This window comes from Streptomyces sp. LaPpAH-108 (genome assembly GCF_000373625.1).
In the GTDB taxonomy this organism is placed as follows: Bacteria; Actinomycetota; Actinomycetes; order Streptomycetales; family Streptomycetaceae; genus Streptomyces.
Genome location: NZ_KB891988.1, coordinates 472,634 through 491,086, shown reverse-complemented (window position 1 = coordinate 491,086; position 18,453 = coordinate 472,634). Strand labels below are relative to the sequence as shown.

Below are 18,453 nucleotides of genomic sequence, written 5' to 3'. Positions count from 1 at the left end.
ACAGTTACCAAACTCAGATGTGACCCACTCCTGCTCCTGCCTCTGCGTTTTCGCCTCGGCGGGTCAGGAGGGCCACCAGGATCGCCACCGCCGCCACGCCCGCCGCCACCAGGGAGGCGAGGCTCATGCCCGAGATGAAGGTGTCGTGGGCCACGTCGGTGATCTTGGCGATGAGGGCCGGGGGCATGTCCTTGGTGACCGGGGGGACGCCGACCTGGACGGCCTCGGAAGCCTGGCCCAGTTGGGCGGGGGTGAGCTTGGGGAGGCCGGCGGCGGTCCAGTTGCCCGCGAGGTCGTTGTCGACCTTGGAGGCCATCACGGCGCCGAGGACGGCGGTGCCGAGGCTGCCGCCGATCTGCATGGCCGCCTGCTGGAGGCCGCCCGCGACGCCGGACAGCTCCATGGGCGCGTTGCCGACGATGACCTCGGTGGCGCCGACCATGACCGGGGCGAGGCCGAGGCCCAGCAGGGCGAACCAGAGGGACATGGTGGCGCTGCCGGTGTCCGCCTTGAGGGTGGACATGCCGTACATCGCGACGGCGGTGAGCGTCATGCCGCCCGCGAGCGGGACGCGCGGGCCCAGCTTGGTGATGGCGAGGCCCGCCAGCGGGGAGCCGACGATCATCATGCCGGTGAGCGGGAGCAGATGCAGACCGGCGTCGACCGGGCTGAGGCCGTGCACGTTCTGGAGGTAGAAGGTCACGAAGAACAGGCCGCCCATGAAGGCGATGGCCATGAGGACCATCAGCACCACGCCCGCCGACAGCGGGACCGAGCGGAACAGCGTCAGCGGGATCAGCGGTTCGGCGACCTTCGTCTCCCACCAGGCGAAGGCCACGAAGAGCAGTGCTGAGGCACCGATGAAGCCCCAGGTGCGGCCGTCGCCCCAGCCCCAGGCGGGGGCCTTGATGAGGGCCCAGACCAGGCAGAACATGGCGCCGGAGAGCAGCGCGATGCCGGGCAGGTCGAAGGAGCGTGGCGCGTTCTCGGCGCGGTGGTCGAGCAGGATCAGCGTGCCGAGCAGCAGGGCGAGCAGGCCGACCGGCACGTTGATGAAGAACACCGACTGCCAGTTGACGTGCTGGACCAGGACACCGCCGAGGATCGGGCCGCCCGCGGTGGAGGCGCCGATGACCATGCCCCAGATGCCGATGGCCATGTTCAGCTTCTCGGCCGGGAAGGTGGCCCGCAGCAGGCCGAGCGCGGCGGGCATCAGCAGCGCGCCGAACAGGCCCTGCAGGACCCGGAAGGTGACGACCATGGGGATGCTGTGAGACAGCCCGATGGCGCCGGAGGCGAGCGCGAAGCCGGTCACGCCGATGAGGAAGGTCTGCCGGTGGCCGAAGCGGTCACCGAGCTTGCCCGCGGTGATCAGGGAGACGGCGAGGGCGAGGAAGTAGGCGTTGGTGATCCACTGCACGTCGGAGAAGCTCGCGTGCAGGTCCTTGGCGATGGCCGGGTTGGCGATGGCCACGATGGTGCCGTCGAGGGCCACCATCATCACGCCCACGGCGACGGTGATCAGGGTGAACCAGGGATGGCCGCGAAGTCCCGCCGGGGTCGGTGCAGACGCGTCGGCGGATGCCCCGTCACCCGGACCCGCCTTGTCGATGGTGGTCTGACTAGTCATGAGATCGAGGCTAGTGACAGTCACTGACAGTTGACAAACCGATTCGCCTGCCGGTCATCGGCGTGTCTCCCAGCGCATAGGCTGAGCTGGAAGGACGTTCACAGGAGAAGGCCCATGGAGACGCTGCGCGAGCGCAAGAAGAGGCGTACGCGCGAGGCGCTGGTGCGCGCGGCCCTCGAACTGTTCACCACGCGGGGGTACGAGCAGACCACCGTCGACGAGATCGCCGAGGCGGTCGACGTCTCGCAGCGCACCTTCTTCCGCTACTTCGCGGGCAAGGAGGACGCGGCCTTCGTCGTACAGGACATGACGGAGGCGCACTTCGTGGCCGCGGTGCGCGACCGGCCGCCGCACGAGCCGCCGATGGTCGCGCTGCGGCAGGCGCTCCTGGAGAACTGGGACGCCATCCGGGAGACGGTCGAGGCGTCCGTGCCGGTCGGGCTGTATCTGCGGATGTACCGCATGATCGGCTCGACGCCCGCGCTGCTCGCCGCCCATCTGCGCCGCTCGGCGTCGACCGAGCAGACCCTCGCCCGGGTGCTCGCCGAGCGCGAGGGCGTGGACGTGGACACCGATCCCCGGCCCCGGCTGGCGGTGGCCGTCTTCTGCGGGGTGATACGGGTCACCGAGGAGCAGTGGAGCACCGGCGACGACTTCAGCCTGGAGTGCATGCGGGAGCTGATCGCCTCGCACCTCGATCAGGTGGGCCCGGCGCTCGTCGGGAACTGGGAGACCGTCTGAATTCGTTTCCGGATCACCGAGATCGTTCCGGGATTTCGATCTCGATCCGTCCTACGATCCGCGAAACCCGTCCCTCGACTCGCGAAACGTGATCCCTGCCACTCGGTTACCCCGAGACCGTCCCGTTCTCCTAGTGTGTCCTCCCAGTGACTTCCTTCGGCACCTCCCCCCAGCTCAATGTCTGGCGCGCACTGCTGGCGCTGGCCGTCGTGTTCGTGATGCTCGCGACCACCGGCTGGACCGCACTGCACACCCACCGGGACTCGACCGCGCTGCGGTCCTCGCTCGCCCAGTGGGAGCGCGACAGCATCGGCGGCCACCGGCTGCCCGACCCCACCGCCTCGGCCCCGGCGCGGCTCGCGGCGTTCTTCGCCTCGCTCACCGCGGCGGACCGCCTGCTGCTCGCCGACCGCTATCCGCTCGCGGTCGGCAACATGAACGGCGCCCCGGTGACCCTGCGCTATCACGCGAACCGTGTCGCGCTGGACCAGGCGAGTGAGACCGCGCGGCGCCGGATGCACGACAGCAGACTGAGTACGTACGGCCAGCAGGACGCGGCCCGCCGTATGCAGCGCTACGCGGCGCTGGCGCGGCCCGACCGGCACATCCTGGCCTTCGACCCCGACGGCTCCGGCCGGGTGGCCGAGGTGTTCGGCGATCTGGACCGGGCGCAGCGGATCTCCGTGGTGGTGCCCGGGGTGGACACCGATCTGTTCACCTTCCAGCGGACCAACCGGAAGTACACCGCCCCGGTCGGCATGGCGCAGGCGCTGCACGCGGCCGAGCGGAAGGCGAGCCCGAAGACCCGGACCGCCGTGATCGCGTGGGCCGACTACACCGCGCCCGACGGGCTCGGCGTGGACGCGGCGACCGCGATGCGCGCCGAAGACGGCGCCGTCCGGCTGAACGCGCTACTGGGCGCGCTGCCCGGCCGGGCCCCGGTGTCGATGTTCTGCCACAGCTACGGCTCGGTGCTGTGCGGGGTCGCGGCGCGCGGGATGCCGCAGCGGGTGAGCGACGTGGCGGTGGCCGCGAGCCCCGGCATGCGGGTCACCAAGGCGGCCCAGCTGGGCACCCGGGCCCGGGTGTGGGCCATGCGGGACGCCACCGACTGGGTGCGGGACGTGCCGTATCTGGAGGTCGGCGGTCTCGGGCACGGGGCCGACCCGGTCTCCCGCGCCTTCGGCGCCCGCGTCCTCTCGGCGAGCGACGCGCAGGGCCATGCCGGCTATTTCCAGCCGGGCACGGACAGCCTGCGCAACCTGGCCAGGGTCGGCGTGGGGGCGTACGACACGGTCACCTGTGCGCACGGGGACGCCGGGTGCCGTACCGGTCTGCCGGAGAAGTCCCCGGACGGACGCGCGTAGAAGACAGCAGGAAGTGCGGTCTGCGCGGGTGGCGACGGAGGAGCACGTGCCGCATACGATGAGCCGCATGGGTGACGTACTGGCGGGTTTTCATGCCGTCTGGGAGTTCGAGTCCGACTCCGTGCTCATCCGTTACGAACGGGGGATACGGACACCGAAACTGTTTCAGGCCCTGGGTGAGCGGCGTGTCCCGCTGGCCGCCCTCGAGGGCGTGACGCTGACGCGAGGCAGACGGGGCACGGTCGCGCTGCGGCTCCAGCCGCGCGCGGGGGCCGACCCGCTGATGGAGGCCGCCGCGGGCCAGCTGCCCGAGGGCTCCGATCCGTACCGGCTGGTGCTGCCCGCCGAGCGGGAGACCCTGGCCGAGTACTACGCGGACGAGCTGAAGGTGCTGCTGACCGAGTCCGGTCCGGTGGACGGGTATCTGATCGGCGCGCCCGAGCCGCCGCTCCAGTTCAAGGCGTACGACGGCAAGGCGTCCTTCGACGGCACGAGCGTGCGGTTCCGCTGGTCCTGGACCGGCGCGTCCTCGGCCAAGTGGAAGGCCGGGGACCAGAAGTTTGCGGTGTCGGAGCTGTCCGGGGTCGAGTGGCGCTCGCCGGAGGTCTTCGAGGGGCATCTGCGGCTGCTGCGGCCCGAGAGCGCCGGTGCGGCGCCCGCGCAGGCCGACCAGGACCCGGCGGCGGTCGTCTTCGGGCTGGGTTATGGCCCGGTGCACGAGTCGCTGCCCTTCGCGGCGGCCGTGCTGGCCGCCGTCCGGGAGTGCGGCACCGCGCCGGTGCCCGCCGTGACCGCCGCCGCCCGCGCGGCAGACCCGGCCCGGCGCGACCCCGCCGACATCGCCGAACGCATCCGGCATCTCGGGGAGCTGCACCAGGCCGGGCTGGTCACGGACGAGGAGTTCGCGGCGAAGAAGGCCGAGCTGCTGGCGGAGCTGTAACGCTCCGCCGGGCGCACCCCTCGCGCGTCCTACTCGCGGCCCGCCGAGCTGAACGACATGTCCGCGTACCGGGTGCCCGCCACCTGACCGGCGATCGGCTCGAGCAGGGCCAGCTCCTCGTCGCTGAGCACGAGGTGGGCGGCGGCCACGTTCTCGGTGACCCGGCTCGGCTTGCGGGTGCCCGGGATCGGGACGACGGGCAGGTTCCAGACGGCCGCCTGCTGCTGGACCCAGGCGAGGGCGACCTGGCCGAGGGAGACCCCGTGCGCCTCGGCGACCTTGCGCACCGGCTCCAGCAGGGCTGCGTTGGCGGCGGCGTTGTCGCCGGTGAAGCGGGGGTGGGTACGGCGGAAGTCGTCGGTGGACAGCTCCTTGGCCGCGTCGGTGAAGGCGCCGGTCAGAAAGCCCCGGCCGAGCGGGGAGTACGCCACCAGGCCCACGCCCAGCTCACGGGCGGCGGGCACCACGTGCGCCTCGATGTCCCGGCTGAACAGCGACCACTCCGACTGCACGGCGGCGATGGGGTGGAGGGCGTGCGCGGTGCGCAGCTCGTCGGCCGTCACCTCGCTCAGGCCCAGGTGCTTGACCTTGCCCTCGCGCACCAGCTCCGCCATGGTGCCGACGCTCTCCTCCAGGGGCACGTCCACATCGCGGCGGTGCATGTAATAGAGGTCGATCTCGTCGACGCCGAGCCGCTTCAGGCTCGCCTCGACGGCCTGGCGGATGTAGGGGGCGTCGTTGCGGATGATCCGCTTGGTCGGGTCGTCCGCCGGGATCGACAGGGCGAACTTGGTGGCGATGACCACCTCGTCGCGGTGGGCCTTGAAGAAGGGGGCGAGGAAGCGCTCGTTGTCCCCCGCGCCGTAGGCGTCCGCCGTGTCGAACAGCGTGACGCCCAGCTCCAGGGCGCGGTCGAGCGTGGCCCGCGAGGCGTCGGTGTCCACCGGGCCGTAGGCGAAGCTCATGCCCATGCAGCCCAGGCCCTGGACGCCGACCTCCGGTCCGTCCGTGCCGAGGCGTACGGACGCGATCCTGGCGTCGCTCATCGGTCGGTTCCCTCCGTCGTGTACACACTGATCTTGAAGTCGAGCACGGCGAGCGTGTCGCGCAGTTCGGCGATCCGGGTCAGCACGTCCCTGCGGGTGTCCTCGAGCAGGGCCTTGCGCTGCGGATAGGTGTTCTCCCCCTCGCGGACCAGTTCCGCGTAGCGCACCATGTCGGCCACCGGCATCCCGGTCAGGCGCAGCTTGGTGACGAGGTCCAGCCAGTCCAGGTCGGGGTTGCGGTAGCGGCGCTGGCCGGTGTGCGACCGGTCGACGTGCGGCATCAGACCGATCCGCTCGTACCAGCGCAGGGTGTGCGCGGTCAGTCCCGTGAAGGCGACGACCTCGCTGATCGTGTAGCGGTCCTGGCCGTCGGGCCGGGGATGGCGCCGCTGGGCGGCCGGAGCACAGATGTCGGGGGTGGTGACTTCCTCGGTGGCCGCTTGCATGGTCTGCATCACCGTCATGCCCCCACGCTATGACCTTCGAGCGCACTCCAAGCAAGCGCGTTCAGCGACAAATACCGGGACGGGCGCGGTAGTCGGCCATTAGCGTGCCCTGCCATGAGTCTCGTACGACGGGCCGTGCCCGAGGACGCGCGGGAAGTGCTGCGCCTGCGCCAGGTGATGATCGACGCCATCTCGCCGCACCCCGCTGCCGGGGCGTGGCACGATCAGTCGTTGCCCACGTTGCGTGAGCGGCTGGCCGATCCGGCGGGGCCCTTCGCGGCCTTCGTGGTGGACCATCCGGAGCGGCCCGGGGCACTGGCCGCGCTCGCGGCCGGGACGGTGGAGTACCGGATCGGCCACCCGACCAACCCCCTGGGCGCGGTCGGTTTCGTCTTCAGCGTGGCCACCGATCCCGGCACCCGCCGCCGGGGGTACGCCCGCGCCTGTGTGGTGGACGGGCTGCTCGAGTGGTTCCGCGAGCGGGGTGCGGGCAAGATCCAGCTGACCGCCTCCGCCGAGGCCCTGCCGCTGTACGAGTCGCTGGGCTTCCGGCCGAAGCCGGACCCCTTCATGGAGCTGGTCCTGTGACCCGCATAGGCTCCTGGGCATGTCGTCGCACAGCTTGGCACTGATCGAGAACTGGCCCGTTCCCACCGCCGCCGCGGGCGTCGTGCGCGCCGACGGGACGGTCCTCGGCACCCACGGCCCCGCCGGGCACCGCTTCCCGCTGGCCTCGGTGACCAAGCCGCTGGCCGCCTACGCGGCGCTCGTCGCGTACGAGGAGGGGGCGATCGAGCTGGACGAGCCTGCGGGGCCGCCCGGCTCGACCGTCCGCCATCTGCTCGCCCACACCTCGGGCCTCGCCTTCGACGAGCACCGCAGCCTGGCGGCGCCCGGGGAGCGGCGGCTGTACTCCAACGCCGGTTTCGAGCAGCTCGGGGACCACATCGCCAAGGCGGCCGACATCCCCTTCGCGGAGTATCTGCGCCAGGCCGTGCTCGACCCGCTGGGCATGACCGCGACCTCGCTGGAGGGCTCCCCAGCCAAGGACGGCGTCTCCACCGTCGAGGACCTGCTGCGCTTCGCGGCGGAGATCCAGGCACCCCGGCTGCTCGACCCGCGCACGGTCGCCGAGGCGATGACCGTGCAGTACCCGGGCACCAAGGGCGTCCTGCCCGGCTACGGCCACCAGAACCCCAACGACTGGGGCCTCGGCTTCGAGATCCGTTCCACCAAGTCCCCGCACTGGACCGGCAGTTCGTCCTCCCCCCGCACCTTCGGCCACTTCGGCCAGTCCGGCACGTTCCTGTGGGTGGACCCGGACGCGGGACTCGCCACGGTCGCCCTGGCCGACCGCGCCTTCGGACCGTGGGCGATCGAGGCGTGGCCGCCCTTCACGGACGCGGTGCTGGCGGAGTTCCGGCGCTGAGCGGGCCTAGGACTCCATCGCCCACAGCAGGACCTCGGCCTCCGTCACCCCGGCCAGCTCCGGGCCCCGGGCGCCGGTGATCCGCGCCGCGTCGCCGGGGCCGAGGGTGTCGCCTGCGAGCCGCACCTCGCCGCGTACGACATGGACGTAGCGGAAGGGACCGTCGGGAAGCGCGGTCCGCTCCCCCGCCGCCGGGCGCAGCACCCGCAGGGTCGCGCCCGCGCCGGGCACCGCGTACGGCCCGGCCAGGTCCCGGACGACCGCGTACGACGGCTCCCCACCGGGCGCACGCGGAGCCAGCCACATCTGGACGAAGACCAGCGGGACCGCGCCCTCGTTGCGCTCGGAGTGGCGGACGCCCGCCGCCGCGCTGAGGTGTTGTACGTCACCGGGGCGGATCACGCGCGCGTGGCCCGTGGAGTCGCGGTGGGTGAGTTCGCCCTCGGTCACCCAGGTGACGATCTCGGTGTGGCTGTGCGGGTGCTCGGCGAAACCGGCGCCGGGGGCGAGGCGTTCCTCGTTGCAGGCGATGAGCGCGCCGAAGCGCAGGTTGTCCGGGTCGTAGTGCGGGCCGAAGGAGAAGGCGTGGCGGGAGTCGATCCCGGCCTCCGGGTCGCCTCCGTGCTGCCGCTCGTCTGCGCGCCGTACCTCGATCACAGGGCCCACGGTAGTCCCCGGGAAAGGCGCCCCGGGCCCCGGTGCCGGGCACTCGGCAGGACCCGGCGACGCACGGCCCCCGCCGGATAAGGCACTCTTGTCCCCGTGCCCGAACCCGAATCCCACAGCAGCGATCCCGCACGTCATGCCGCCCACCCGCACTCCGCGACCCTGAAGCGGCTGGAGAAGTCCTCCGGGAATCTCGCCGCACAGGCCATCGCGCGCATGGACGACACCCTGCCGTGGTACCGGGCGATGCCACCGGAGAACCGCTCCTGGATCGGGCTCGTCGCCCAGGCGGGCATCGCCGCCTTCACCGAGTGGTTCCGGCACCCGGACGCGCCCCAGGCCATCTCGACCGATGTGTTCGGCACCGCGCCCCGCGAGCTGACCCGGGCGATCACGCTGCGCCAGACCGTGGAGATGGTGCGCACCACCATCGAGGTCATGGAGAGCGCCATCGACGAGGTGGCCGCGCCCGGCGACGAGCGCGTGCTGCGCGAGGCCCTGCTGGTGTACGCCCGGGAGATCGCCTTCGCCACCGCCCAGGTCTACGCCCAGGCCGCCGAGGCACGCGGTGCCTGGGACGCGCGCCTGGAGTCCCTGGTGGTGAACGCGGTGCTCAGCGGCGAGGCCGACGAGGGCGCCGTCAGCCGGGCCGCCGCGCTCGGCTGGAACTCCCCGGAGCATGTGTGCGTGGTGCTCGGCACCGCGCCCGAGGGCGACAGCGAGCTGACCGTGGAGGCGATCCGGCGCGCCGCCCGGCACGCCAAGCTCCAGGTGCTCACCGGGGTGCTCGGGGACCGGCTCGTGGTGATCGCGGGCGGCAGCGCCTATCCGCTCGCGGTGGCCAAGTCGCTGATCGGCCCGTACGCCGCGGGGCCCGTGGTCGCGGGGCCCGTGGTGCCCGACCTCCAGGCCGCGACCCGCTCCGCGCAGGCGGCGGCGGCCGGACTCAAGGCGTGTTCCGCCTGGCAGGACGCGCCCCGCCCGGTGCTGGCCGACGATCTGCTGCCCGAGCGCGCCATCGCGGGCGATCCGGGCGCGCGCGAGCAGCTGGTGGAGGAGATCTACAGACCGCTGGAGGAGGCGGGCTCGGCGCTCCTGGAGACCCTGAGTGTCTACCTGGAGCAGGCGAGCAGCCTGGAGGGCGCGGCGCGGATGCTCTTCGTTCACCCGAACACCGTCCGCTACCGGCTCCGACGTGTGACTGACGTCACCGGCTGGTCACCTTCCGATGTACGATCCGCGTTCACGCTGCGGATCGCCCTGATCCTGGGGCGGCTGACCGATGGAGACGCCCAGCTCTAGCTTTTTGTCCGGGCTCCACAAAAGCCCTTCGTGTTCTTCGTCCCTGTCCTCACGGGCGGCGCAGGCCGTCCCCAAGAGAGAGTGTGAGAGTGCTCGTACTCGTCGCTCCCGGCCAGGGCGCCCAGACGCCCGGCTTCCTGACTCCCTGGCTCGAACTGCCCGGTGCCGCCGACCGTGTCGCCGCGTGGTCGGACGCCATCGGCCTGGACCTGGTCCACTACGGCACCGAGGCCGACGCGGACGCGATCCGCGACACCTCGGTGGCGCAGCCGCTGCTGGTCGCCGCCGGAATCCTGTCCGCCGCGGCACTGGGTGACATCGCGACGATCGCGCCGGGCGCGGTCGCGGGTCACAGCGTGGGCGAGATCACCGCCGCCGCGATCACCGGCGTGCTCGACGACACCGAGGCGCTGCGCCTGGTCCGGCAGCGGGGGCTGGCCATGGCCGAGGCCGCCGCGATCACCGAGACCGGCATGTCGGCGCTGCTCGGCGGCGACCCGGAGGTCTCGGTCGCGCACCTGGAGAAGCTGGGCCTGACCCCGGCCAACATCAACGGCGCGGGCCAGATCGTCGCCGCGGGCACGCTGGAGCAGCTGGCCGCGCTGAACGAGGACAAGCCCGAGGGCGTCCGCAAGGTCGTCCCGCTGAAGGTGGCCGGCGCCTTCCACACCCTGCACATGGCGCCCGCGGTGGAGAAGCTGGCCGAGGCCGCCGCCTCCCTGGCGCCCACCGACCCGGCGTTCACCTACGTCTCCAACAAGGACGGGCAGACCGTCGCGACGGGCACCGAGGTGCTTCAGCGGCTGGTCGGCCAGGTCGCCAACCCGGTCCGCTGGGACCTGTGCATGGAGACCTTCAAGGAACTCGGCGTCACCGCGCTGATCGAGGTGTGCCCGGGCGGCACCCTGACCGGCCTGGCCAAGCGGGCCCTGCCGGGCGTGCGGACGCTGGCGCTGAAGACCCCCGAAGACCTCGACGCGGCGCGCGCGCTCATCGCCGAGACCGTGACTCCTGCCGCCGACGCGGCGGGGGTCTGACAAGGAGCCCATGGCAATGGCGAAGATCAGGCCCAGCAAGGGCGCCCCGTATGCGCGCATCCTCGGTGTCGGCGGTTACCGCCCGACCCGGGTGGTGCCCAACGAGGTGATCCTGGAGAAGATCGACTCCTCCGACGAGTGGATCCGCTCCCGCTCCGGCATCGAGACCCGGCACTGGGCGGGCCCCGAGGAGACGGTCGCCGCGATGTCGGTCGAGGCGGCGGGCAAGGCCATCGCCGACGCGGGCATCGACGCCGACCGGATCGGCGCCGTGGTGGTCTCCACGGTCTCGCACTTCAGCCAGACCCCGGCCGTGGCCACCGAGATCGCGGACAAGCTGGGCACCGACAAGGCCGCCGCGTTCGACATCTCGGCGGGCTGCGCGGGCTTCGGCTACGGCCTGACCCTCGCCAAGGGCATGGTGGTGGAAGGTTCCGCCGAGTACGTGCTCGTCATCGGCGTGGAGCGGCTGAGCGACCTGACCGACCTGGAGGACCGCGCGACGGCCTTCCTGTTCGGCGACGGCGCGGGCGCGGTCGTGGTCGGCCCGTCGAAGGAGCCCGCCATCGGCCCCACGGTGTGGGGCTCGGAGGGCGACAAGGCCGGCACCATCAAGCAGACCGTCCCGTGGGACAGGTTCGCGACCGCCGACGCGTCCGAACTCCCCCAGGACAGCGCGGGGAACGTCAAGTTCCCCGCGATCACGCAGGAGGGCCAGGCGGTCTTCCGCTGGGCCGTGTTCGAGATGGCGAAGGTCGCCCAGCAGGCGCTGGACGCGGCCGGGATCACCTCGGACGACCTGGACGTCTTCATCCCGCACCAGGCCAATGTGCGGATCATCGACTCGATGGTGAAGACCCTCAAGCTGCCGGAGCACGTCACGGTCGCCCGTGACATCCGCACCACCGGCAACACCTCGGCCGCGTCGATCCCGCTCGCGATGGAGCGGCTTCTGGCGACCGGCGAGGCCAAGAGCGGCGACACGGCGCTCGTCATCGGATTCGGGGCGGGTCTGGTCTACGCCGCCACGGTCGTTACCCTCCCCTAGGCACTCCGTGCCGGACCATCGGTCCGATGCGGGGAAAATGCCACTTACTGTCTGAACATCGAAGAAGGAGAGCGCCTGACATGGCCGCCACCCAGGAAGAGATCGTCGCGGGCCTTGCCGAGATCGTGAACGAGATCGCCGGCATCCCCACCGAGGACGTCCAGCTGGACAAGTCCTTCACCGACGACCTCGACGTCGACTCCCTGTCCATGGTCGAGGTCGTCGTCGCCGCCGAAGAGCGCTTCGACGTGAAGATCCCGGACGAGGACGTCAAGAACCTCAAGACCGTCGGTGACGCCACCGACTACATCCTCAAGCACCAGGCCTGAGGCTCGTAGGCCCCGGGCCGCGAGGTCCCGAGGCCGCAAGGCCCCGCCACCCGGCGGTGGCGCCGTAGATTCCCGCATCGTTGGAGAAAGAATTCCCGTGAGCCCGACCAATCGCACCGTGGTCGTCACCGGTATCGGCGCAACCACACCGCTGGGTGGCGACGTGCCCTCCACCTGGGAGGCCCTGCTCGCCGGCCGGTCCGGCGTCGGCCGCCTGGAGGAGGACTGGGCACAGGAGCTGCCGGTCAAGATCGCCGCGCGTATCGCGGTCGAGCCCGGCGAGGTCATCCCCCGCCCGCAGGCCCGCAAGCTGGACCGCTCGGCGCAGTTCGCGCTGATCGCGGCCAAGGAGGCCTGGCAGGACGCCGGTTTCACCGCCAGGGCGGGCGAGGACCAGGCCGTCAACCCCGACCGGCTCGGCGCGGTCATCGCCTCCGGCATCGGCGGTGTGACGACCCTGCTCGACCAGTACGACGTGCTCAAGGAGAAGGGCGTACGCCGCGTCTCCCCGCACACCGTGCCGATGCTGATGCCCAACTCCCCGGCGGCCAACGTCGGTATCGAGCTGGGCGCGCGTGCCGGTGTGCACACCCCCGTGTCGGCCTGCGCCTCGGGCGCGGAGGCCATCGGGTACGCGATCGAGATGATCCGCACCGGGCGTGCGGACGTGGTCGTGGCCGGTGGTACCGAGGCCGCCATCCACCCGCTTCCCATCGTGGCCTTCGGCAACATGATGGCGATGTCCAAGAACAACGACGACCCCGAGGGCGCCTCGCGTCCCTACGACGCGGGCCGTGACGGCTTCGTGCTCGGCGAGGGCGCCGGTGTGATCGTGCTGGAGTCCGAGGAGCACGCCAAGGCGCGCGGTGCCCGGATCTACGTCGAGGCGGTCGGTCAGGGCATCTCCGCCGACGCGCACCACATCACGCAGCCGGAGCCCTCGGGCAACGGCATCGCGCACGCGCTGCAGAACCTGCTGGACTCGACCGACCTGAAGCCGTCGGAGATCGTGCACGTCAACGCGCACGCCACCTCGACGCCGCAGGGCGACGTGGCCGAGGTCAAGGCGCTGCGCAAGGTGTTCGGGGACGACGTCGACCACATGGCGATCTCCGCCACCAAGTCGATGACCGGTCATCTGCTGGGCGGCGCGGGCGGCATCGAGACCGTCGCGTCGATCCTGGCCCTGGTCAACCGCACGGCCCCGCCGACCATCAACGTCACGGAGCTGGACCCCGAGGTCAACGCGGACGTCGTCGTCGGCGAGCCGCGCACGCTCCCCGAGGGCCGTATCGCCGTGCTGAACGATTCGTTCGGCTTCGGCGGCCACAACGTGGTCCTGGCGTTCAGGACGATCTGAGGCGTCGTGACGCCGTGACGGCCCGGTCTCCGCTCGTCGGAGACCGGGCCGTCGTCGTGTCACCGATGAGCATCACCGTGATGACCCAGGCCACGGGCGCGATCGCCGCCACCTGAGGGCCCGCCAGTCGGCGCACGCAGAGCATCGCGTTGCCCGTGCACACGGCGGGTCGGTACGGGCCTGCGGCGGCGGGGCGCCCTTCCCGTCCCGTACGGGCAGTACGGCGGCGGCCGTGAAGGCGCTCGGACAGAGCAGGGAGGCGACGGCGGCGGCCCCGAGGCACAGGCCCGGGGGCGGTGCCACCGGGCGATCTCGGCGCTGACCAGGACCGCCGTCAGGACGCCCGGGTGCGGCCGGTCGTGGGCCGGGCCGGGCGGGAGACGTGCGGGAGGTTTCAGACCACCTGGTGCAGCCAGCGGACCGGGGCGCCCTCGCCCGCGTAGCGGAAGGGCTCCAGTTCGTCGTCCCAGGGCTTGCCGAGGAGCTTGGCGAGTTCGGACTCGAGGTCGGTCTCGCCGTGCTTGCTGCGCTGCAGGGCCGCGCGCAGCCGGTCCTCGGGGATGAGGATGTCGCCGTGGATGCCGGTGACGGCGTGGAAGATGCCGAGGTCGGGGGTGCAGCTGTAGCGCTCGCCCTCGGCGGTGGCGCTGGGCTCGGCGGTGACCTCGAAGCGGAGCATCTGCCAGCCGCGCAGCGCCGAGGCGAGCTTGGAGGCGGTACCGGCCTCGGCCTTCCAGGAGAACTCGGAGCGCCAGGTGCCGGGGGCGGCGGGCTGCCGGATCCAGTCGAGGTTGACGCGCGTGCCGAGCACCCCGGCGACGGCCCACTCGACATGCGGGCAGAGCGCGCGCGGCGCGGAGTGCACGTACAGAACTCCACGTGTCGTCACCGGAACCTCCGGGCTGAGCGGGACATCTTGCGGACTGACCGGCGGCAGTGGGGCGACGGCCGCGTTGAGGGCGAGGCTACCGTGCGGCGGTGCAAGGAGTGTGACGTACCGTCGGTCCCGGTGCCAGGAAACCTTTGCCATTCACCCAGGGGGACGCTTGTACAGGGGTGTGCCGTTCCCTGCGGGCGGGGCGGGAACCGCGGCACGTTGTCATGAGGGGGGCGCACCTGCCGGAGCTGCACCGACGAGCGAGGGGATCAGCCAGGATGCGGAAGCGAGGCCACCGGGTACGGGCCGCCGTCGCGGTGCTGACGGCGGCCGTGCTGGCGACGGGGTGTGACTCCATCCGGGGTGATCACGCGGGTACGGGCGTGTCCCGGGCCCCCGCGAAGCCCGCGCCGGTGTGGAACCGCAGCCCCGGTTCGATCGCCGCCGTCGGGGACTCCATCACCCGCGGCTTCGACGCCTGCTCGGTGTTCTCCGACTGCCCGGAGGTCTCCTGGGCGACGGGCAGCGACGCCGGGGTGGACAGCCTCGCGGTGCGGCTGCTCGGGCCCGTGAAGGCGGCGGAGTACAGCTGGAACTACGCGGTGACCGGCGCCCGCATGGCCGACCTGCCCGGTCAGCTGGCCCGGGCCGCCGCGCGCAGGCCCGAGCTGGTGACGGTGATGGTCGGGGCGAACGACGCCTGCCGTGCCTCGGTGTCCGCGATGACCCCGGTGAAGGAGTTCCGCGCGGACTTCGCGAAGTCCCTGCGCACGCTGCGCACGACGCTGCCGAGGACGCAGGTGTACGTCGCGAGCGTGCCCAATCTCCAGCGGCTGTGGTCGACGGGGCGCACGGACCCGCTGGGCAAGCAGGTGTGGAAGCTCGGCATCTGCCCCTCGATGCTGGGCGCGGCCGACGATCTGACGGCGGCGGCCACCCGGCGGCGCGAGAAGGTCCAGCAGCGGGTGGAGGACTACAACGCGGCGCTGGAGGACGTGTGCGCGAGCGACCCGCGCTGCCGGTTCGACGGCAACGCGGTCTTCGACTACCGCTTCGGCACCGGCCAGCTCAGCCGCTGGGACTGGTTCCACCCGAGCCGCAGCGGTCAGGCCAGGCTCGCGGAGATCGCGTACCGCACGGTCACGGCGGAGCGACCGTGACCTAAGGTTTCCCACATGGGCGAACTTTTCGGCACACTTTCCGACGGGGCCCCGGTGCACCGCTGGACGCTGGAGCGCGGCGGGACGCGGGTGCGCGTGCTGTCGTACGGCGGGATCGTGCAGTCCGTCGAGACCCCGGACCGGGAGGGCCGCCCGGCGGACGTGGTCCTGGGATTCCCGTCCCTGGACGACTATCTGACGCACCGGGGGCCGTATCTGGGCGCCCTGGTCGGGCGGTACGCCAACCGCATCGCGGGCGCCCGCTTCCCGCTGGACGGCCGGACGTACGCGCTGGCGCCCAACAACGGCCCCCACTCGCTGCACGGCGGCGAGGAGGGCTTCGACCGGCGGGTGTGGGACGTGGCGCCGGTCGAGCACGGCCTGCGCCTGAGCCGGGTCAGCCCGCACGGCGAGGAGGGCTTCCCGGGCCGCCTGGAGGTGGCCGCCACCTACACGCTGGACGCCTCGGGCGCGCTGCGGATCGCCTACGAGGCGGTGACGGACGCGCCGACGATCGTGAACCTCACCAACCACACGTACTGGAACCTCGGCGGGCCGGGCTCCGGGCACGCGGGCGGTCATGAACTGCGGCTCGCCGCCTCCCGGTACACCCCGGTGGACGCGGACCTGATCCCGGAGGGCGACCCGGCGGACGTGACCGGCACCCGCTTCGACTTCCGCGCGGCCCGCAAGACCGGGTCCGGCTACGACCACAACTTCGTCCTGGACAAGGGCGTCACGGCCGCCGCCGAGGAGGTGGCCGAGCTGTACGACCCCGCCTCGGGCCGGGCCCTGACGGTGTCCACGACCGAACCAGGCATCCAGCTCTACACCGCCGACCACCTCGGCGCCCCCTTCGCCCCCGGCGAGGGCATCGCCCTGGAGACCCAGCACTTCCCGGACTCCCCCCATCGCCCGGACTTCCCCAGCACGCGGCTCGACCCGGGCGAGGTCTACCGCTCGGAGACGGTGTACGGCTTCTCGACCCGCTAGCCGTCCCCGCCCGGCGCGGGACGGTGGGGTCGGGAGCGGCAGGCGGGGTACCCGGGGTGGCGGACAACGTCGTACGCGTCGGTGAGAGGGGCCGGAGATGGACAACACTCTGCGCGAGGTCATGACGGGGAACCCCACGACGGCCGACAGCGGTGCTTCGGTGACGTCGGTGGCCCGGACCATGCGGGACGGCGGGGTCGACGTCGTGCTCGTCGTGGCGGACGGGAACCCGGTCGGGCTGGTCAGCGATCACGACCTGCTGAGCGGGGTGCTCGCGGACGGCGCCGACGCCGAGAATCTGACCATGGGCGAGGCGGTCCAGGATGACCTGGTGATCGTGGACGTCGAGGACGGTCTGGACGTCGTCACCCAGAAGATGCGCGAGCACTCCGTGCGCCAGGCCGTCGTCATGGAGAACGGCGTCCCGGTGGGCGTGGTGAACGCGGGCGACCCGGCCATCCAGGGGCGTCCTGGGCGCATCGACGCGCCGACGCCGGAGCACGCCCGCACGACGGACGAAGAGATCCGTTGAGGGGCGCGGCGCCCGTGGGATGCGACGAGCCCCGGTCCAGCTGTCAGGTTCCGGACCGGGGCTGCTCGTCGAGGGACGTGTCCCGCCTCCGACGGTAACGGGCGGGGGCGGCGCGGGGGACGCCGGACGGGGGTGCGGGGGTGGTTCCGTACGAACCTTTCACACACCCGCACGACTTCACCGTGGCCGCTCAGGCGGTGACCGGGCGGTCCGCCTCGGGCTGTTCGGGTTCCGGGCGGTCCTCGGTGGTCTCCTCGTCCAGGAGGTCGCGGGCGAGGAGGGTGGCTCCGGCGACGGCGCCCGGCATCAGGAAGACGGCGACGACCGGGACCAGAAAGGCGAGGCCGAGCGGGACGCCGAAGCCCCAGACCAGGCTCTTGCGGGAGCGCAGCAGGGCCAGGCGGGCGCGCAGGTCCAGGCCCCGGCGCTGGAGGGCGACGGCGGCCAGTTCCTCGGTGAGGAAGAAGCCGGTGACGAAGAAGCCGACGACCGGGACCACCGTCTGCCCGACCACGGGCAGGAAACCGAGCGCGAAGAGCAGGACGCCCCACACACAGGCGCGGGCCAGCACCCGCAGGCTGTCGCGGGCCGAGATCCACAGCTCGCGCCACAGGGGCAGCTCGGAGCGGGGCGCGGTGCCGTCGGGCGAGACGTCCTCGTCGCACCGCTCGGACAGGCTCTCGTAGAAGGGCTGGCCGACGAGCAGGGTGACCGCGGTGAAGGTGAGGACCGCGAGCAGCAGGACGAGCGCGAAGAGGACGACGGCGAGGACGTCCCGGAACAGGCGCTGCCAGGGGCTCGACCAGTCGTCGGCGAACGGGGTCGCCCAGGTGACGGCGTCGTAGCCCCACACGGCGAGCGCGACGAGCGCGGCCGTGTAGAGGACGAGGGTGATCAGGCCGGGCAGCAGCCCGTAGCCGTACCGTCCGCCGTGCCGGGTCACCCAGCGCTGGCCGCGCAGCAGATGACGGAACCCCACCCCGAGATCGCGCATGGCGAGGACTTTACCCAACCGGCCGGGCGGGGCCACGCCCGGATCAGGCCGAGAGCATCCGGCGCAGCAGGTCCCGCAGGGAGCCGCGCTCCTCGTCCGAGAGCCCGGCCAGCGGTTCGCGGGCGAAGCGCAGGCCCTCGCGCAGGTCGCGGGCGACGCTGAGCCCCTCCTCGGTGGCGGCGGCGAGCTTGACCCGGCGGTCGCCGCTGTCGGGGCGGCGCTCGACCAGGCCGCGCGACTCCAGGCGGTCCACGATCCCGGTGACGTTGGACGGCTCGCACTTGAGCCGCTGGGCGAGGCGGCGCATCGGCAGCGGTTCGAGGGCGAGCAGGCTGAGCAGGCGGGCCTGCGGGCCGGTGAGGGCGTGGGCTGCCGCCGCTTCGTCGTAGTCCGCGTGGAAGCGGGCCACGACGTCACCGATCAGTTCGACGACCTCGAGGGTGAGGGGGTCGGCGGCACGGCGCCGCTCCTGGGCGGATGACGCGGACGAGGGGGACATGCGCTCCAGGATACCGCGTTACTTGACAGCATGAAATATTCAGGCGCATGGTTATTT

The 18,453-nt window shown here is 72.1% G+C and carries 20 protein-coding genes; 13 read left to right on the top strand and 7 right to left on the bottom strand.

The features are described from left to right. Positions 1 to 13: 13 nt before the first annotated feature. Positions 14 to 1,630, bottom strand: coding sequence for an MFS transporter (locus B079_RS0108350; protein WP_026248478.1), 1,617 nt, complete (start codon positions 1,628 to 1,630; stop codon positions 14 to 16). Between the two features lie 114 nt (positions 1,631 to 1,744). Between B079_RS0108350 and B079_RS0108345 the strand changes: the two genes are divergently transcribed. The 3 genes from B079_RS0108345 (at position 1,745) to B079_RS0108335 (ending at position 4,678) form a co-directional block, all read left to right on the top strand. Continuing rightward, positions 1,745 to 2,371: a TetR family transcriptional regulator gene (locus B079_RS0108345; RefSeq protein WP_018545325.1), complete on the top strand. Its 627-nt coding sequence runs from the start codon at positions 1,745 to 1,747 to the stop codon at positions 2,369 to 2,371. Between the two features lie 146 nt (positions 2,372 to 2,517). Next, positions 2,518 to 3,738: an alpha/beta hydrolase gene (locus B079_RS0108340; protein ID WP_018545324.1), complete on the top strand. Its 1,221-nt coding sequence runs from the start codon at positions 2,518 to 2,520 to the stop codon at positions 3,736 to 3,738. Between the two features lie 67 nt (positions 3,739 to 3,805). Beyond that, positions 3,806 to 4,678, top strand: coding sequence for a DUF4429 domain-containing protein (locus B079_RS0108335; protein WP_018545323.1), 873 nt, complete (start codon positions 3,806 to 3,808; stop codon positions 4,676 to 4,678). Positions 4,679 to 4,707: 29 nt separating this feature from the next. On the opposite strand, the gene B079_RS0108330 is transcribed toward B079_RS0108335, so the two are convergent. Both B079_RS0108330 and B079_RS0108325 read right to left on the bottom strand, forming a co-directional pair. After that, the gene (locus B079_RS0108330; protein WP_018545322.1) at positions 4,708 to 5,724 is read right to left on the bottom strand and encodes an aldo/keto reductase; all 1,017 of its coding nucleotides are present in this window, start codon (positions 5,722 to 5,724) and stop codon (positions 4,708 to 4,710) included. Continuing rightward, complete coding sequence (locus B079_RS0108325) at positions 5,721 to 6,188, bottom strand: MerR family transcriptional regulator (RefSeq protein WP_018545321.1); 468 nt, start codon at positions 6,186 to 6,188, stop codon at positions 5,721 to 5,723. Before B079_RS0108325 ends, B079_RS0108330 begins: the two co-directional genes overlap by 4 nt. 96 nt (positions 6,189 to 6,284) lie before the next feature. Here B079_RS0108325 and B079_RS0108320 point away from each other — a divergent pair, with 96 nt between their 5' ends. Beyond that, complete coding sequence (locus B079_RS0108320; protein ID WP_026248477.1) at positions 6,285 to 6,758, top strand: GNAT family N-acetyltransferase; 474 nt, start codon at positions 6,285 to 6,287, stop codon at positions 6,756 to 6,758. A gap of 19 nt (positions 6,759 to 6,777) precedes the next feature. Beyond that, a complete protein-coding gene (locus B079_RS0108315; RefSeq protein WP_018545319.1) occupies positions 6,778 to 7,599 on the top strand; it encodes a serine hydrolase domain-containing protein in 822 nt (273 codons plus the stop codon). A gap of 6 nt (positions 7,600 to 7,605) precedes the next feature. Here the strand turns inward: B079_RS0108315 and B079_RS0108310 are convergent, their stop codons facing one another. Next, positions 7,606 to 8,256: a pirin family protein gene (locus tag B079_RS0108310; protein WP_018545318.1), complete on the bottom strand. Its 651-nt coding sequence runs from the start codon at positions 8,254 to 8,256 to the stop codon at positions 7,606 to 7,608. Between the two features lie 105 nt (positions 8,257 to 8,361). Here B079_RS0108310 and B079_RS0108305 point away from each other — a divergent pair, with 105 nt between their 5' ends. The 5 genes from B079_RS0108305 to fabF all read left to right on the top strand — a co-directional run bounded on the left by B079_RS0108305 (position 8,362) and on the right by fabF (position 13,341). After that, a complete protein-coding gene (locus B079_RS0108305) occupies positions 8,362 to 9,567 on the top strand; it encodes a PucR family transcriptional regulator (RefSeq protein WP_018545317.1) in 1,206 nt (401 codons plus the stop codon). Between the two features lie 89 nt (positions 9,568 to 9,656). Further along, entirely contained in the window at positions 9,657 to 10,604 is a 948-nt protein-coding gene (locus B079_RS0108300) for an ACP S-malonyltransferase (RefSeq protein WP_018545316.1), read from the top strand. 16 nt (positions 10,605 to 10,620) lie between these two features. Further along, positions 10,621 to 11,652, top strand: coding sequence for a ketoacyl-ACP synthase III (locus B079_RS0108295; protein WP_018545315.1), 1,032 nt, complete (start codon positions 10,621 to 10,623; stop codon positions 11,650 to 11,652). Between the two features lie 80 nt (positions 11,653 to 11,732). Next, on the top strand, positions 11,733 to 11,981 hold the full coding sequence (locus B079_RS0108290) for an acyl carrier protein (RefSeq protein WP_018545314.1): 249 nt from the start codon (positions 11,733 to 11,735) through the stop codon (positions 11,979 to 11,981). Between the two features lie 97 nt (positions 11,982 to 12,078). After that, the gene (gene fabF / locus B079_RS0108285) at positions 12,079 to 13,341 is read left to right on the top strand and encodes a beta-ketoacyl-ACP synthase II (RefSeq protein WP_018545313.1); all 1,263 of its coding nucleotides are present in this window, start codon (positions 12,079 to 12,081) and stop codon (positions 13,339 to 13,341) included. Positions 13,342 to 13,735: 394 nt separating this feature from the next. On the opposite strand, the gene B079_RS0108275 is transcribed toward fabF, so the two are convergent. Next, complete coding sequence (locus B079_RS0108275) at positions 13,736 to 14,230, bottom strand: DUF3145 domain-containing protein (protein ID WP_026248476.1); 495 nt, start codon at positions 14,228 to 14,230, stop codon at positions 13,736 to 13,738. A 266-nt stretch (positions 14,231 to 14,496) separates the two neighbouring features. Here B079_RS0108275 and B079_RS0108270 point away from each other — a divergent pair, with 266 nt between their 5' ends. The 3 genes from B079_RS0108270 to B079_RS31545 all read left to right on the top strand — a co-directional run bounded on the left by B079_RS0108270 (position 14,497) and on the right by B079_RS31545 (position 16,903). Continuing rightward, a complete protein-coding gene (locus B079_RS0108270) occupies positions 14,497 to 15,378 on the top strand; it encodes an SGNH/GDSL hydrolase family protein (RefSeq protein WP_018545310.1) in 882 nt (293 codons plus the stop codon). A 15-nt stretch (positions 15,379 to 15,393) separates the two neighbouring features. Further along, on the top strand, positions 15,394 to 16,371 hold the full coding sequence (locus tag B079_RS0108265; RefSeq protein ID WP_018545309.1) for an aldose epimerase family protein: 978 nt from the start codon (positions 15,394 to 15,396) through the stop codon (positions 16,369 to 16,371). A 97-nt stretch (positions 16,372 to 16,468) separates the two neighbouring features. After that, positions 16,469 to 16,903, top strand: a complete 435-nt coding sequence (locus B079_RS31545; protein WP_018545308.1) for a cyclic nucleotide-binding/CBS domain-containing protein — start codon at positions 16,469 to 16,471, stop codon at positions 16,901 to 16,903. A 190-nt stretch (positions 16,904 to 17,093) separates the two neighbouring features. On the opposite strand, the gene B079_RS0108255 is transcribed toward B079_RS31545, so the two are convergent. Both B079_RS0108255 and B079_RS0108250 read right to left on the bottom strand, forming a co-directional pair. Then, a complete protein-coding gene (locus tag B079_RS0108255; RefSeq protein ID WP_018545307.1) occupies positions 17,094 to 17,897 on the bottom strand; it encodes an EI24 domain-containing protein in 804 nt (267 codons plus the stop codon). A gap of 43 nt (positions 17,898 to 17,940) precedes the next feature. Further along, positions 17,941 to 18,396, bottom strand: coding sequence for a MarR family winged helix-turn-helix transcriptional regulator (locus B079_RS0108250; RefSeq protein ID WP_018545306.1), 456 nt, complete (start codon positions 18,394 to 18,396; stop codon positions 17,941 to 17,943). Positions 18,397 to 18,453: the final 57 nt, after the last annotated feature.